Annotated in this window: 9 protein-coding genes and 1 rRNA gene; 7 read left to right on the top strand and 3 right to left on the bottom strand. The window is 43.1% G+C overall.

The window, feature by feature from the left end; all coding sequences use genetic code 11:
- Positions 1 to 49 precede the first annotated feature (49 nt).
- The 4 genes from uvrA (at position 50) to Q0Q74_RS07695 (ending at position 8,285) form a co-directional block, all read left to right on the top strand.
- Positions 50 to 2,974 carry an excinuclease ABC subunit UvrA gene (gene uvrA, locus Q0Q74_RS07710; protein WP_294429770.1) on the top strand — a complete coding sequence of 975 codons (2,925 nt, stop codon included), beginning with the start codon at positions 50 to 52 and terminating at the stop codon, positions 2,972 to 2,974.
- A 97-nt stretch (positions 2,975 to 3,071) separates the two neighbouring features.
- A complete protein-coding gene (locus Q0Q74_RS07705; protein ID WP_294429769.1) occupies positions 3,072 to 6,398 on the top strand; it encodes a hypothetical protein in 3,327 nt (1,108 codons plus the stop codon).
- Positions 6,399 to 6,817: 419 nt separating this feature from the next.
- Positions 6,818 to 7,561: a hypothetical protein gene (locus Q0Q74_RS07700; protein WP_294429768.1), complete on the top strand. Its 744-nt coding sequence runs from the start codon at positions 6,818 to 6,820 to the stop codon at positions 7,559 to 7,561.
- A gap of 19 nt (positions 7,562 to 7,580) precedes the next feature.
- Positions 7,581 to 8,285, top strand: a complete 705-nt coding sequence (locus Q0Q74_RS07695; protein ID WP_294429767.1) for a tRNA 2-thiocytidine biosynthesis TtcA family protein — start codon at positions 7,581 to 7,583, stop codon at positions 8,283 to 8,285.
- 9 nt (positions 8,286 to 8,294) lie between these two features.
- Here Q0Q74_RS07695 and Q0Q74_RS07690 read toward each other — a convergent pair whose 3' ends face one another.
- A complete protein-coding gene (locus Q0Q74_RS07690; protein WP_294429806.1) occupies positions 8,295 to 9,734 on the bottom strand; it encodes a nicotinate phosphoribosyltransferase in 1,440 nt (479 codons plus the stop codon).
- 284 nt (positions 9,735 to 10,018) lie between these two features.
- On the opposite strand from Q0Q74_RS07690, the gene Q0Q74_RS07685 reads away from it, so the two are divergent.
- Positions 10,019 to 12,133 carry an OmpA family protein gene (locus Q0Q74_RS07685; protein ID WP_294429766.1) on the top strand — a complete coding sequence of 705 codons (2,115 nt, stop codon included), beginning with the start codon at positions 10,019 to 10,021 and terminating at the stop codon, positions 12,131 to 12,133.
- Between the two features lie 31 nt (positions 12,134 to 12,164).
- Here the strand turns inward: Q0Q74_RS07685 and mutL are convergent, their stop codons facing one another.
- Positions 12,165 to 14,177: a DNA mismatch repair endonuclease MutL gene (gene mutL / locus Q0Q74_RS07680; RefSeq protein ID WP_294429765.1), complete on the bottom strand. Its 2,013-nt coding sequence runs from the start codon at positions 14,175 to 14,177 to the stop codon at positions 12,165 to 12,167.
- Complete coding sequence (gene xseB / locus Q0Q74_RS07675; RefSeq protein ID WP_294429764.1) at positions 14,177 to 14,479, bottom strand: exodeoxyribonuclease VII small subunit; 303 nt, start codon at positions 14,477 to 14,479, stop codon at positions 14,177 to 14,179. The genes mutL and xseB overlap by 1 nt, the downstream gene beginning before the upstream one ends.
- A 90-nt stretch (positions 14,480 to 14,569) precedes the next feature.
- Between xseB and rrf the strand changes: the two genes are divergently transcribed.
- Together rrf and ilvB are read left to right on the top strand one after the other, a co-directional pair.
- Positions 14,570 to 14,680: ribosomal RNA gene (gene rrf / locus Q0Q74_RS07670) — 5S ribosomal RNA — on the top strand.
- 59 nt (positions 14,681 to 14,739) lie between these two features.
- Positions 14,740 to 16,497: a biosynthetic-type acetolactate synthase large subunit gene (ilvB, locus tag Q0Q74_RS07665; protein ID WP_294429763.1), complete on the top strand. Its 1,758-nt coding sequence runs from the start codon at positions 14,740 to 14,742 to the stop codon at positions 16,495 to 16,497.
- The last annotated feature ends 144 nt before the right edge of the window (positions 16,498 to 16,641 follow it).

Here is a 16,641-nt window from a genome sequence, read left to right as displayed (position 1 = left end):
CTGAAGTACATAACTTTCATTTTTCCCCTCATTTCGCTATAATATCCGCGTGAGTAATATTATCTATAATAAGAACATTCATCAGGTTGAAGGTGAGAAAATTGTAATTCAGGGGGCGCGCGAGCATAACCTTAAAAATATCAGTGTGGAGATTCCGCGGCACAAGTTGGTCGTAATTTCCGGGCTTTCTGGTTCTGGTAAATCTTCACTTGCTTTTGACACGCTTTTTGCTGAAGGGCAGCGGCGTTACATGGAGAGTCTTTCGAGCTACGCACGGCAATTTTTGGGCAGCATGGATAAGCCCGATGTTGATTTAATCGAAGGGCTTTCTCCGGCAATTTCAATCGAACAAAAAACTACTCACAACAATCCGCGCTCAACGGTGGGCACGGTCACTGAAATTTACGACTATTACAGGCTTCTTTTTGCAAGAATCGGTCACGCTCACTGTCCGAACTGCGGCCGGGAAATTAAAGAACAGAGCGAAGACCAGATTATCGGAACAATCTTGAACTGGGGCGAGGGCACTCGAATCACTTTGCTGGCCCCTGTCATCCGTGGAAAAAAAGGCGAGCATCAGAAGATTATCGAGGATGCGCAGAAGTCGGGCTTTGTCCGCGCACGAATTGACGGCCTTATGGTTGAACTTGATGATACAATCAAGCTTGACAAGCAGAAAAAGCACACTATCGAAATCGTTGTTGATCGAATTGCTCTCAAGGAAGATTCACGAAAGCGTCTTGCGGAAAGTGTTGAGGCGGCACTTCAGGCTGCGAACGGTGTTTTGATTGTTTTGCGGCGTGTTGAAGATGAAAGCGAAAAGGGCTATCACGAAGAAGAAGTTTTTTTCAGCCAGAAAAATGCATGTCCTGACTGCGGAATCTCAATTCCTGAACTTCAGCCGCGTCTTTTTTCTTTTAACAATCCTTTTGGTGCCTGCCCGGAATGTACCGGTATCGGCGAAAAAATGGAGTGGGATTCTTCAAAAATTCTGCCTGATTCAGAACTTTCTTTCAATGAAGGTGCTTTTCCTTTCTATAATCCTGACAGTGAATGGAACAAGTCTCTTTTTGGCGCAATCGCACAGACTGGCGGATTTTCTCTCGATACTCCGATAAAAGATTTGACTGACAGCCAGCGCGATTTTCTTTGGAATGGCGATGATACTAAAATCATGAAGTGGATTTACCGCAAGCAGAGTGGTGAAGGCTTTTCTGAGTACAAAAGGCCGTGGATTGGAATCTTAGCTGACATGAAGCGGCGGCATGCTGAAGCATGGGGCGAAAGTCAGCGTGTCCGTATGGAAGAGCGGTTCATGTCTGTTTCTGAATGTACCTGCTGTCACGGAAAGAGGCTCCGAAAGGAAGCGTTGGGGGTCACAATCGGCGGTAAAAATATCATTGAGCTTTGTGCGTTCAGCGTGATTGAAAGTCTCGATTTTATCGAATCTCTTGAGCTTACTGAAACTGAAAAGCTCATTTCTTCTCAAATCCTCAAGGAGATTAAGGCACGGCTTACTTTCTTAAAGAATGTCGGTCTTGATTACCTCACTTTGGAACGATCGGCTGGTACTTTGAGTGGCGGCGAAGCTCAGCGAATCCGTCTCGCGACTCAGATTGGCTCTGGCCTTACGGGCGTAATGTACATTCTTGACGAGCCTTCAATCGGACTTCATCAGCGGGATAACGAGAGACTCATTCAAACCCTCACATATCTCCGTGATTTAAAAAATACAGTTATTGTCGTTGAGCATGATGAGCAGACTTTGCGCACTGCTGACTGGCTCGTTGACATCGGTCCTGGGGCTGGCGTTCACGGCGGAAATGTTATCGCTTCGGGCACTCCTGAGCAGGTCATGAAGGTGGGCGAAAGTCTTACGGGTCAGTATCTCAATGGCACTCTTTTTATGCCGATTCCAAAAGAAAGGCGGCGCGGCAACGGTAAATTCATTTCAATCAAGGGCGTTCGTGAGCATAATCTTAAGAATGTGAGCGTTGACATTCCTCTTGGAACTTTTACCTGTATTACGGGCGTTTCTGGAAGCGGCAAATCAACTTTGCTCAGCGATGTTTTCTATCCTGTCGTGTCTAACACTCTCATGAGAACTAATTACAGGGCAGGCGAGCATGATTCAATCGACGGAATCGAAAATATCGACAAGGTAATCAATATTGACCAGTCACCGATAGGACGCACTCCACGAAGTAATCCTGTCACTTATGTGGGCGTTTTTGATTCAATCCGTGAGCTTTATGCTTCTTTGCCTGATTCAAAGGCACGCGGTTATAAATCCGGCCGTTTCAGCTTCAACGTAAAGGGCGGCCGCTGCGAAAACTGTCAGGGTGCGGGTACAATCACTATCGAAATGAACTTCCTGCCAGATGTATTCATTCAGTGCGATGTCTGTCACGGTCATCGCTTTAATCAGGAAACTCTGGATGTGTGTTATAAGGGCAAAAATATTTCTGATGTCCTCAACATGACGATTGAAGAAGCCGCTGATTTTTTCAATGCGATTCCTCATGTGGCGCGAAAACTTGAAACCTTAAAGAGTGTCGGTTTGGGCTACATTCAGCTTGGTCAGTCGGCGCTCACTCTTTCAGGCGGTGAGGCTCAGCGAGTCAAACTTGCGACGGAGCTTGCACGGCCTTCAACAGGCAAAACGCTCTACATTCTTGATGAACCGACTACAGGCCTTCATTTTGCTGATGTAAAGGTTTTAATGGATGTAATTCAGAGGCTTGTTGACAAGGGAAATTCTGTCGTTATGATAGAACATAACCTTGATGTAATCGCACAGGCTGACTACATAATCGATCTTGGCCCCGACGGCGGAAACAAAGGCGGTCAAATCGTAGACACCGGCACCCCGGAAGAACTTGCCTCTCGCTGGCAGGAAACCGGCAGCTACACCGGAAAATTCATCGAGGACACCTTGAAACACGGACATAAGGAGCTAGCAGTTAGCAATTAGCAATTGGGCAGGGGAAAAGCCTTTCCCCTACGCCGCACTTCGTTGCGTCGTACCCCTTTCGCCTAGGGGCTTTGCCCCTAAAACCCCGTTTGAAAATATGAAAAAAGTTTTTTTGCTTGCAGTTTTGATTTTCTCTTTTCTTTCTGCTTCTGTTTTTGCGGCAGATGGTGAAAAATCTGTCATATCAATTGATCAGGCTCAGAAGGTTGAAAATACAAAGGATGCCGTTAGCGGTGAGGATTGTATTGTCCTTACAGGAAATGTAAAAATTTCCGTTACGCGGGGAAGCACTAAAACAACAATCAATGCTGAAAGAATCAATTATAACCGCTCTACAGAGATGCTTTTTGCAGAAGGAAGCGTTTCTCTCACTCAGACAGGTGGAAGCGCTGGCGGTGAAACAATCACGGCTTCGAGCCTTCTTTTCAATACCGCCACTCTTGAAGGTGTTTTTGACAACGGACGGGCTGTTCAGACCTCCAGTGATGCAATCAACCTTCCTTCAGGCTCAACGCTTATCGTTGCTTCTGATGTCTTTGGCCGCGATTCTGGCGGAACGATTGCTTTTAAATCTGGCGAACTTACTTTCTGTGATGACGAAAATCCGCACTGGCGTATCCGTGCAACCCGAATCTGGCTTTTACCAGGCGGTGAATTTGCCTTTCTTAATGCAAGGCTTTTTGTCGGCCGGGTTCCGCTTCTTTATCTTCCGGCTTTTTATTATCCTAAGGACGAGCTTATCTTCAATCCGACCTTTGGTTTCCGTGTGCGCGAAGGTTATTACATCAACACAACGACCTATCTCTATGGAAGAAAACCTTCATCTGCGTTGAGTTCTGCTGACATCAATTCAAAGCTGAATTCAAGCAGTTCAAGTTCTTCTTCGGATGATGATAAAATCAATTTTTTCAGCTTCATGAACACAAGCTCGATGAAAGAGCAGCGGCGAGAAGGCCTTGTTCTCCACAATCTCGATGAAGATTATAAAGGCGACACTTCAAAATACTTCAAAATCATGGCTGACTACTATGCGAATATGGGCGCAATGGTCGGTTTCGATGGAGTTTTTGCCCCAAAGACCTTCATAACAAATCTTTCGGCAAATCTGGAACTTGGTTTTTCGAATACTGTATTTCGCAACAATTCCGTTTACCTTGCTAAGAATACGGCTGGTGAAATCATCAACGATAAGTCAAATTTCATGGGAATTGAGATGCCTTTTCGTTATCAGGCAAACCTCAAATTCACTGTCGCAAAACCGTTCTCGCTCACTTTTACGATGCCTGTTTATTCAGATCCTTATTTTAACTATGATTTCAATACCCGTGCCGAAACGATGGACTGGATTGATTTTGCGATGTCGGGCGGTGGCACGGATGTTTCAAATGACGAAATCACTGTAACCGAAACTTCATCCTTTACATGGAGTGCTTCAGGTTCTTATACCTTTAAGGTTCCTGAAATCCTCAATCCGTATATTTCATCGCTTTCTCTTTCTTCATTCAGCTCGTCAATTGTCTATTCTTCAAAAGCGAATGAGGAATTGCGTTATGATGACCGATATGCTTCTGATTCTTCATGGTCGACATACACCCCGGAGCGAAAATTCTACTATCCGTCTCAGATTACTCCTGTAAAACTGGGCGGAAGAATTTCAGGCACTCTCTTTCAGCTTCCTGCAAAGTCAAAGTCCAAAAAATCTTCCTCTCAGAGTGTAGCAATCAATCCGCCTGAAGAGCTTGATGTTTCAGAAAAAAAAGATGAGTCAAAGTCTGAATCAGAAACCGATGCTAAAAATGACTCACAAAGCAGCGAATCTGATGAAGCCGAAGCAAAAGAACCTCTTCTCGCGGAAAGCTATCTTCCTTCAATTACGACGCCTTCTTTTTCAACGACATCTGTTAACGGAATTTCTTATTCGCTTGGATATTCTGTTTCTCCTGATTTTACATCACAGTTTTCCTATTCTTCTTCAATCTTAAAGACTCCGGAAGATTTTGACTGGAACGATATGCAGTCAACCTATATTCAGGTCAAGGCTCCAACCACCGTTACGAGCAAAATTGGTTACAGAGACAGTTTTGTTTCGCTTACAGACACTTTTACTTTCAATCCGATTTATCAGTCTCATCCTTATTTGAAGATTACTGATACTACTGCTGAAGGCGGTTACACTGAAAGTTCTGCGACATCTGTTAAAAAATCTGACTACACTGCACGAAAACTCGATTTGACTGATGTAAATGCGCTTACTTTCAGACCATTCTATTATATCGATACTTTTTCAGATACTTCACTGACCTGGAACACGACAATCAAGATGATTCGTACGGAATTTATTGGAGACGGCGACAATCCTGACTGGGATTACCACAAGCCAGATTTAACCGATGAAGACTGTCTCACTGTTCACAACTTGAATTTCGTTTTCGGTGCCAAAGAATTTAACAAAAAGGTTTACCAGACGCTCTCTCTAACGACTACGCTTCCGCCTCAGGTTGACTCTTACAAGGGCACACTGACTCTTGGCTTCCCATACACGACTTTCACTGCTGGAACAGGAATTCATCAGAAAAGCAAGGATGATGACACCTGGGTAAAAGATGATTTCACTCAGTCTCTTTCTGTCAGCCTGTTCTCAAATAAACTCAAATTTACTCAATCCTACACTTATGATTTAGAGGAAGAAGAGCACGAATCGCTCAAATTCTCGCTTTCTGGTTACGGCTTGCAGGCTTCTTATTCTTCTTCTTACATAACCGGCTACAATTTCGTAACAGAAAAAAAATCTGATGGAACGATAATCAGTAAGGGCTGGACTGCCAACAGCGAAAAGGAATTCCAGCCTTATCAGTTCAGCCTTTCATATTCAAGCAGCTCAAAGACATTCAAATATCTGAAAGATCGTATTTCATGGGCTCCGTCGCTTTCTATGAATGCGGTTTATGATTTTGTCCGTCCGACAAACAGCTATTTCCGTTTTGTTCCGTCACTTACATTCAAGGTAAACAGTTTCCTCAACATATCTTTCAGTGCAGAATCAAGGAACAGCATCATTTACAGGTATTTTTGTAGCGATGCGGAATATGCAGAAAAATACATGGGAAAGGGCGAGCGCAATATTTTGCAGGATTTGCTTGATTCGTTCCGCTTCGATGATGAAGAAAAGCGAAAGTCGAGTGCATTCAAGATTCAGAGCCTTAAAATCGATGTTACGCATGACCTTGATGACTGGGATTTAAACTGCTCGTTTTCAATCAAGCCTCGCCTGATGACAAGTTCTTCAACGGGTTACAACCGCACTGACGGTAAATCATATTATGATTTCAGTCCGTACTTTTCAATCAGTGTCGCATGGAGACCTCTTGCAAGCATGAAGACACAGATTGTCGATGAGTATGGGGAATGGAAGTTGAACCCGTAGGTTCAACTTCCATTCTGTAGCGACCTGCTTCGCAGTTCGGGCGAATGGAAGTTGAACCCGTAGGTTCAACTTCCATTCTGTAGCGACCTGCTTCGCAGTTCGGGCGAATGGAAGTTGAATCCGTAGGTTTAATTTCCACTCGGTAACGACCTGCTTCGCAGTTCGGGCGAATGAAAAATTGAATCTATAAATTTAAAATGAGAAAAATTTACTAAACTCATTTTAAATGAAGTCGATAATAAAAATTTGTTAACCATATCGGAATAATCCATAAAGTTGTCGTTTTTATCTTCCGAATATATAAATAAGTTTAAAAACTCTGTCTGTTCTCTGGTGCGCGCAAGGAGCAGAGGAGAAAATTTGGAAGGAGTTTTAAAAGAGCCGGATTTTTGAGACTCCCTCATTTATTGGAGAAAGTTTTGAGGTTTTTATGTTCTGGTCGGGAGAGAAAGCCTTTTGAGGTTTTGTGTGGATTGCTTTCTGATGAAAGAGTTTCCCTTGATTTTTGCGAAGACGGTTTGAGTCTTCTGCAGAAAGTGATTCTTGGGGCTCATCATCCGGATGTGATTATTCTTGATTACGCCCTGTACAAGGGTTTTTCTGAGTTAATTTTCAATTTGCTTGCATCGAAAAATCTGATAATACCTGTGCTGCTTTTTGGTGAAAAAGTGCAGGGGAAGGACGCGATGATTGCGAATTGGATTTCTGATAATGAATTGCATTTCAATAATCAGACATTTCATGATAAAATCCTTTTGTTTAATAAGATAAGTCTTGCTTTACAAAATGATGAACTGAAATCTCTGCTTTACACCCCGCCTTTACTAAAAAATGATTTTGAAGATTTGCCTGCATCCCTGCCTTCTGAAAAACTTATTGTAAAATCAAAGAGAGAAAATCTGCTTGAGCATGTTTTGAACAAAAATTCCTTTTCTCCATCCGTGTTTCATCTTTTGTCATTTATGTACAAAAATCGCCGTCGGGAAGTGTCCATTGATGAAATCTCAAGCTGTTTGGATTTATCTGGAAAAAGTGAGAAATCCCGAAAAAATGTGACTTATGCTTACATTTCACGGTTAAGAAAAAGCCTGATGAAAATTCCTCTGTGTCCGCTCTGTCTCGTTCGGCCAAGGACTGGATTTTATCGCTTGATACTGAAGTGATTTTTTGTATAATTTTCTTATGCAGCCAAAGATTTTCAGTTTAATTGACAAAGCCGTTTATGATTATGACATGATTCCTGAGGGAGCAAAAATTCTTGTTGGAGCGAGCGGGGGAAAGGACTCCACTCTGCTCATCGAGTATTTTGCAAACAGGATGAAACGAAGGAATGAGCATTTTGATTTTACTGCTTTGTACATTCATACTGATTTCGCTGACGAGTTTTCACCATCGTTGCGTGCAACTTTTGAAAACTGGGGAGTAAATCTTCAGACTCTTGATGTGAATACTTTGGAAAGGGTAAAGCCTGGCCGCAAAATGAACTGCTTCTGGTGCTCGATGCAGCGGCGTAAAGAACTTAACGAATATGCCGCCAGGAACGGTTTTACCCATGTCGCCCTTGGCCATCACCTTGACGATGCATTGGAAACGCTTTTGATGAACGCTCTCAACAAGGGCACTCTCGAAACAATGCCGCCGTCCATGCAGTATGAAAAATATCCTGTAAAAATAATCCGTCCGCTTTATTACGTGCCTGTCAGTGAAATTATCGCTCATGCTGAAAGTGAAGGCTGGAAAAGTCAGACTTGCACCTGCACTTATCAGGATAATTCTGGCCGTAAGGAAGTCCGCCGCCGTCTCGATGTGCTTACAAATGGCGACAACGCACAAAAAAAGCGGATGCTCCTCGCTTTGAAGAACATCCGCCCTGATTATCTGCCGTAAAATTGCAAATTATTTGATTCGTGCCTTGATGAATTCCATTTTGAGTTCTTTCATGGCTTCTGTGAGTGAGACTTTGTAGATGTGCGGGTTGAGGATTCGCTTGTATGAACCATCGAAGCTCTCAAGCTGCTTCTGCATTGTCTCGCGTGCCTTTCGGAGTGTTTCAGCCTCGCTCTTCTTTTCGCCGATTCGGTTTCCGCCTTCAACGACCTTTTTGAGCATTGGCTCAACTTTTGCGGCATTGAAAGTGAACTGTCTGTAATCTACCATCGGGTGATAGTATCGGTATTCTTTGCCTGTCTCAATTACTTCGTCTTTGCGTGCGATGATGTCCGCCTTTGCGTTGCCTTCTTCATCGTAAAGGCGGAATACATTTTTGATTCCAGGGTTTGTGTTTTTCTCTGGATTGTCGCTGAATTTCATTGCTGGCTTCATTTCACCTGTAGTTTCGTCATGGCGTGCACCGAGTTTGTAAACGCCTGTAAAACTTGCCTCATTTCCGCCTGTTACCATGTGTGTTCCGACGCCCCATGAGTTAATCGGTGTGTCCTGCTGAACAAGAGTTTCGATGATTTCTTCGGTAAGTTCGTTTGATACACAGATTTTTGCCTGCGGGAAGCCTGCCTTGTCGAGTTCCTTTCGGACTTCGCGTGTAAGGTAAGAAATGTCGCCTGAGTCGAGTCGTACGCCGAAATTGTAGCCTTTTTCGACAAGCTCACGGCCTGCGATGATTGCGTTTTTGATTCCTGAACGAAGTGTGTCGTAGGTATCGATAAGGAAGATTGCGTTTGTAGGGTAGATTTTTGCGTATGCACGGAAAGCTTCAAGCTCGCTTGGAAAAGCCATAATCCATGAGTGAGCCATTGTTCCCATTACAGGGATTCCGTAGATTTTGCCAGCGAGAGTGTTGCTTGTTCCTGCTGCTCCGCCGATAAAACTAGCACGAGTTGCGCTCATGCCGCCGTCAGGACCCTGTGCACGGCGAAGGCCGAATTCCATGATTCCGCCTTTTTTGCTTGCAAGCCATACGCGTGCTGTTTTGGTTGCGATAAGGCTCTGGAAGTTGATGATGTTGAGGATGAGAGCTTCAACAATCTGTGCTTCGATGAGGTTTGCGTGAATTCGTACGATTGGTTCCTGCGGGAAGATGATTGAGCCTTCCTCAAAAGCGTACATGTCGCCGGAAAAACGGAAATCTTTGAGGAATTCAAGGAATCCTTCTTCAAAAATGTTCTGCTGCCGAAGATATTCGATGTCATCCTCTTTGAAAGTAAAATCTGTGATTGCATCGATGAGATTTTCAAGGCCTGCGAATACGGAGAAACCGCCATTGAAAGGCTGGCGGCGGAAGAACATGTCGAAAACGACCTGATGATTCATGTTGTTCTTCCAATAACCCTGAGCCATTGTGAGCTCATAGAAGTCGGTGAAAAGTGCGTTGTTTGTGATAACGCTTTTTTGTGGTTCTGCCATAAAAAAAATACCTCTTTTTAAATGATTAATTGAAAAATTCGATGTTCTCTTCAGCGTTTACCGACTTCATAAGCGATAAAAACCGACATCATATTGTATTTTAGCGAATTTGCAATTTTCCCTCAATATTCATATTCAGAAAGAAGTTCAGTTCAATTTGTTGTACAGCTATTTTTGAATTATGCCGATAATGAAGAGAATTCCTATTGGAACTAAAGCGTGGTGTTATGTATATATATAGAAGAATATTGTTTATATCTTTGGCTTTCTCTTTTTTGATGAACCCGATTTTTGCACAGAAGAAAAATACGCTCTCACAGTCGGGCAAAAATCTTACCACAACGAAAAGTCCTGAAGCAAAGACGGCAGTTGATAAACTGAAGAAAAATCCAAAATCCAAGTCAAAAAAGGAAGAAGTGATTGTCTATAATCCTGATTTTGAAAAGGGCGAGGAGTTGTTCCAGCTCAACCGCCCGGAAAAGGCAATCCCATATTTTGAAAAAGCTATCGGTGCCGAAAAAGTTGACCCGAAAGTTTATATCTATCTTGGAATCTGTTACTATCAGATTGGAGATTACAACAAGTCTCTCGCGGTGTGTGCACAGGGACTTGCAAGAGAAGACACCGATCATAAAATCCTTGCGTATAATGCCGGAAACTCCTGCTATGCGATGGGAAATTACATGCGTGCTGATGCGAGCTATGCAATTTCTCTAAAAGAAGACGAAAACTATTCTCCTGCAGTTTTGAACCGTGCAAATGCTCAGCTTAAACTTGATCATCTTGGAGATGCACGGGACAATTATATCAGATATCTTGAAATCGAACCGCATACACCGCAGCGTGAAAAAATCGAAGAACTTATCAGGCTGCTTGAAATGGAAATCCAGCGTCGTGCAAAAGAAAAACCTGAGCTTATTAATCCTGATTCATTCATTGAAAATGAAAAAATGGAAATTCCTGATGAGCCAGAAAAAGTCATACTTGAACTGCCAGAAGAAATTCCTGATGATGAAGATAATTCTGAGCTTGTCCGTGATGATGCTGTGGCGCCAAAGATTCCGGAAAATCAGCTTGAAATTGTTGTGTCTTCTGTTATTGCTGCCGAAGATTTGAAACTTCCTGATTTGCCGGTTCCAGTCGTTCCAGAAAAGGAAACTGGCGAAAAGATTCATGAAAATGCTCCTGATATTCCTGTCAAGGAAGAGGTTGTGCTTGAAGAAAAACCGAAGGATAATGCTGAAAAAGTTTATTCTCCTGAAAGCGAACTTCCTCCAGAAGAAAAGAAAGAACCTGAAAAAGTTCCGAGTGAAAAAGTCAATGCCTCTGAAAATGTTCTTCCTCCGGTTGAAGAAAAAGTCACTGGCGATAAAGTGAAGGGTGAAAAAATCCGTCTTTCTGAAGATGAAGAACGCTTTGCAAAAGAAGAAAAAGAACGCAAGGCAGAAGAAGAAAGAAAGATTCGAGAGGCCGAACAAGCAAGAATTGCTGCCGAAGAAGAGGAAAAACGGAAAGCCGAAGAGGAAGAGGCTCGTAAGGCAGAAGAAAAACGCCGTGCCGAAGAAGAGGCTGTTCGCCGTGCAGAAGAAGAAAAGCATCGTGCAGAAGTTGCAAGCTGGCCTTCACCTAAGGCAAATCTTACTGTTGAGGGTGGAATCAATTTTACCCCGGACGGAGACGGCAGAAATGACAGCGTAAAGTTGATTCCATCTGTAAAGTATCTTGAAGATGAGCCAGAAGAATGGACTCTTACAATTTATGATCCTCATGATAATCTTTTCAGGACGATTAAAGGCTCTGGAAAACTCCCGGAAAGCATCGAGTGGGATGGCCGAAGTGATAAAGGAGAACTTGTTCTTTCAAAAAACACTTACACGGCTAAACTTTCTGTTTTGCCTGCTGCAAAAGACCGTCAGCGTGTCGGTAATAAAACGCTTGAGACTGAAGAAAAAATCAAGACCGGCCTTATGCTGCAGGTAATCATTCCGGGCAAAGAATGGAAAATGGTCGTAAACACGATTAGCTTTGACCCTGATGCTGCGACTTCCAAAACACTGACTAATGACCAGATTCTGTCAAATTTTGAGACTCTTGATGAAGTCGCCGAACAGCTGAAAGAAAACCCGGAGGCGACAATCATTGTTGTTGAAGGATATGCAAACAATATCAGCGGTACCGAAAAGGAAAATATTGAGGAACTGATGCCTTTGAGTCAGAAGCGGGCAGAAGCCATTGTCGAAGAACTTGTAAAACGAGGCGTTCCGCGTGAAATCCTAAAGGCAGACGGAAAGGGCGGCGCAAATCCTATGGCAGACAGAAGTGACCCGGCAAACTGGTACAAGAACAGGCGAGTTGAGTTTAAAATTAAAAAATAGCCGGCCTCTGTTATTGAGAAACAGATTAAGGCTATCGTGTCCGTCTTACCCGGTCGAAAAGTTCTTCTTTTGTAAGCGTTGTCCAGCAGGGGCGTCCATGCGGGCAGTGCGGATCTTTGAGCAAAAGTGCTTCCCGTGCAAGATTTTCTGCCGCCTCTGGGCCTAAAATCGTTCCGTCTTTTACGGCGGCTTTACAGGCGGTCATTGCGGCAATCTGATAGATGATTTCTTCTGGACTTACATGCTTTTCAAACAGGGCTTTCTTTAAATCTTCCTGATTTCCCTGCCAGCGTGCTGGAACTGAAGTAAAAATCCATTTTCCTGAACCTTGATTTTCGCATTTGAATCCTGCGGTCGAAAGAGTGACCTGCATTGAGGAAAGGTATTCATCGTCTTCTTTAGATTCAGTCTGAATTTCGTATGGAACAAGAAGTTCCTGTGTTTCGCTGCCTCCGCTCATGAGCCTGTTGAATAAAATCCTTTCGTGTGCCGCATGCTGGTCAATCAAATAAAAGATTCCGTTTTTTTGAACCATAAGGAAAGTGCCAAAAATCGTTCCATAATAGATAAAATCAGCTTCTTTATTTGCACAAACAGAACTTCCAGGAATTGAGAATCGCTTTTCATCAAGCATATTCTGTTTAAACTGAATGCTTCCGGTCAAAGATGGCTCTTGCGTTGCGGTATTGTTTTGAGCGTTCTGCTGATTAAATGAAAGTGCCGTTTCTGCAAGACTTTCTGAATACGACGGTCTTGTGTGGTCAATTTTGTATGACGCGGATGAATATGCTGAATTGTCGTTTGAAGATAACTTTGAAAGAGAAACTGACGCATTTTTTGAGGCAGCATTTTCTGCAACAGATGAGTAGTTTTCGTGTTTCCAGAAATCTCTTTGCGAACTTCCACTTGAATTTCTTTCATCGCGTTCAAGTTCTTTTTCGATTATTGCATTGAAGAGAGTGTTCTTTTCAGCTTTATTGATTTCTTCTTGAATTTCCTTGTCTCGTTCAAAGGTGCTTCTGATTCCCTGACTTCTCAGATAGTTTCTGACACCAGTGCTTACACCGTGATGAACCGAAGAAATGTCTTTGAATCTGACTTCTTTTTTTGCCGGGTGAATGTTGAAATCGACAAGTTTTGGCTCTACATTGAGAAAAAGTGCTGCGACTGGATGCGTTCCGTTCGGGAAAAATCCCTGACAGCCATATTCGATTGCCTGTATTAAAGAAAACTCCTGAACTCTTCGGCCATTTACAAAGATGAAGATTTGCTTGCGGTCATTCCGATAAATGCCTGGTTCTCCGATTACAAGAGAAAAACTCCATTTTGAAACACCGTCTGCTTCAATACCACAAGATTTTATTTCAGAAAAAAGACTTGTGTTTTCTTTGAGTTCAAGTGCCCTTGCAAACCGCTCTGCGAGGGAGACTCCTCCAGGTAAGTCATGCCTTAAAGAGCCGTCTACTGTGAGCCTGAAAGAAATGTCAGGGCGGGGGAGAGATTTTTCTGTAAAGACTTCCCTGCACATCATGTTTTCTGAGGCAGGTCGTTTTAAAAAGTGACGGCGGGCAGGGAAATTTTCAAACAGCCCCTCGCTCATGACGATTGTGCCTTTCCCGTCCTGGACTGGCGGAATCTTTTCAATTTCGTGGTCTTCGGTGATGCTGGCTTTCATGCGGTATGTTCCGCTGGAAATTGAAAGCCGTGAAACTGCTGCGATTGATGCCAGTGCTTCTCCGCGGAAACCAAGGGTCGTGAGATTCAGTAGGTCTTCGGATTCAGAAATTTTGCTGGTACAATGGGGGCGTGCGCAGTTTTTTAAGTCATCAAGACTCATCCCGTATCCGTTGTCTGCAATTCTGATTTTATCGATTCCGCCGCCTTCGATTTCAACGCTGATTGAGCTTGCACCTGAGTCTACGGCATTGTCTAAAAGTTCGCGTACGATTGCGCATGGTCTGTCAATTACTTCGCCTGCAGCAATTTTTCGTGCAACATCAACAGAAAGCGGTCGTACAGGGCGGCGTTTGTTTGTATCTCCCATTATTGCCTCAGGCCTTCTTGAGGAGCACCGGCACTTCCAGTCACAGAATCTGCACCTGAAAACAAATCAAGCTGAGGTTCAATGTTTATTTGTGCTGTTGGTGAGGCCGGATTTGCTTTTACCGGCTGATTCATGAGAATCTGGATTTTGCCTTCGATTTTTTCTATGTCTTTTTCGAGTGTTTTTGCGAGTTTGATTCCTTCTTCAAAATTGGCGAGAGCGTCTTCAAGGGAAATATCCTGTTTACGGATATTTGCGGTAAGTTCTTCCAATCTGGAAAGATTTTCTTCAAATGATTTCATGAATGAAAGTATAACAAATAAATGAAGGTTTAACCACAAATTTATCGAAAAACTATTGACTTTCTCATGCTCTAAGGATAATATAAATATGTTGGTGGTCATAGTGAGGTGGTTATACCCGTTCCCGTTCCGAACACGGAAGTCAAGCACCTCTGCGTCGATGATACTCCTGTATGGGGGGAAAGTAGAGAACTGCCAACTTTTTTTATTTTAAACGATTTTTCTTTTAAACGATATTTCAAATTTTAAGGAAGGCGAAAATGGCACAACTAACCGGCTCTCAGATTATAATCAACCTTTTACGGCAGAACGGAATTGATGTCGTTTTTGGTCTTCCCGGCGGCATGATTCTTCCGCTTTACAATGAGCTTTTTGTTTCAAATTTCAAGCATGTCCTGGTTCGTCAGGAGCAGGCGGCAGGTTTTATGGCTCAGGGCGTTGCCCGTGTTACAGGTAAAGCCGCCGTCTGTATGGCCACAAGCGGACCTGGTGCAATGAATCTTCTTACTTCAATTGCTGATGCACGCGCAGATTCAATTCCACTCGTAGCAATAACAGGTCAGGTCAACACAAATCTTATCGGTACGGACGCTTTTCAGGAAGCCGACACCTTCGGTCTTTCTTTCCCAATTACAAAACATTCAATCATGGTCAAAGCTGCTAAAGAACTGCTTACTGCTGTTCCGCTTGCTTTTGCGATTGCAGAAAGTGGTCGTCCTGGCCCGGTTTTGATTGATGTTCCGCGTAATGTTCAGACTGAATTATGTGAAGTTCCAGCAGATTTTGATTCATCATTCAAAAGAATCTATTCTGATTATGTTTCACACTCTATAAGAAATAAAACTTCGGATTCAGAAATTCCTGCCCTCATCGAAAAAATTACAGCTCTTCTTGCATCTGCCAAAAAACCACTTTTATACATTGGTGGCGGCTGTAATTCTCCAGAAACCTCTGCAAAAATCCGTGATTTCTTAAAGATTTATGATATTCCTGTTATTTCGAGCCTCATGGGATTGGGTGTCGTTCGTCGCGATAGTCCTTCTTTCCTCGGAATGGTAGGTATGCACGGAACCTTCACTGCCGGCAAAGCTGCGTATGACTGTGACCTTCTTATTACGGCTGGTGCGCGTTTTGATGACAGGGCGGCGGGGGTTCCTGACGGTTTCTGTCCAAATGCGAAAATAATTCATATTGACATTGATGCGGCCGAAATAAATAAAATTCTTGCAAGTTATGTAAGTTTTGTAACTGATACGGCAAGTGCTTTTGAAAAAATCAATTCAGCAATTAAATCTGTTGATCTGTCTGCATTTAAGAATGAAAGGGCAGAGTGGCTCAAAGCCTGCATTGATCTGAAATCTAAAGAGAAAATTGAGCTTGAAATGAGCTGTAATGCCGCTGAATGTTGCGGTGCAAAGACTTGTGGTAAAAAGGCTGGTCTTGAATTTAAAAATCCGCGTGAATTCATTGCAACCCTTCCTTCAAACGAAAATATTATTGTCACTACTGATGTCGGTCAGCATCAGATGTGGGCGGCTCAATATTACGATGTCCAGCGAGCTCGTCAGTTCCTTACATCTGGTTCACTTGGTACAATGGGCTTTGGTCTGCCTGCTGCTTTGGGAGCGGCATATGCAGAACCGGAAAAGCGTGTTGTCTGCATTTCTGGTGATGGTTCAATTCTTATGAATATTCAGGAACTTGCAACTCTTGCCGAAAACAATCTGAATGTTACCGTAATAGTTCTTGAAAACGGTGCTTTGGGCATGGTTCGTCAGCAGCAGGAATATCTTTTTGGAAGAAATTATTCTGCAAGTACCTTTGCTTCTAATCCTGATTTGCTCAAGGTTGCTGAGGGATTTGGAATCACTGTAATTGATGCCGACAAAGATTCTGATTGGCAGAAAAAAGCCTTTGATGTAAAAGGCCCTGTTTTTGTCCGCGTAAGAATTGCCCGCTGTGAAAATGTACTTCCTTTTGTAAAAGGTGGAAGCCTTAACATCGATTCAATCAGATAAAACAATTGTGATTTACAAGAGCCGCTCACAGAGAGCGGTTTTTTTATGGTTTTGAAATGAATAAAAAAAAAGACTCAAGTGAAAACCTGAGTCTTAAAAGTGTGGGCAGTGAGAGACTCGAACTCCCGACAACCTGGGTGTAAA

Source organism: uncultured Treponema sp., from assembly GCF_946187725.1.
GTDB lineage: Bacteria > Spirochaetota > Spirochaetia > Treponematales > Treponemataceae > Treponema_D.
Note: the sequence above shows the minus strand (reverse complement) of the source record. Positions and strands in the feature narration are given on the sequence as shown.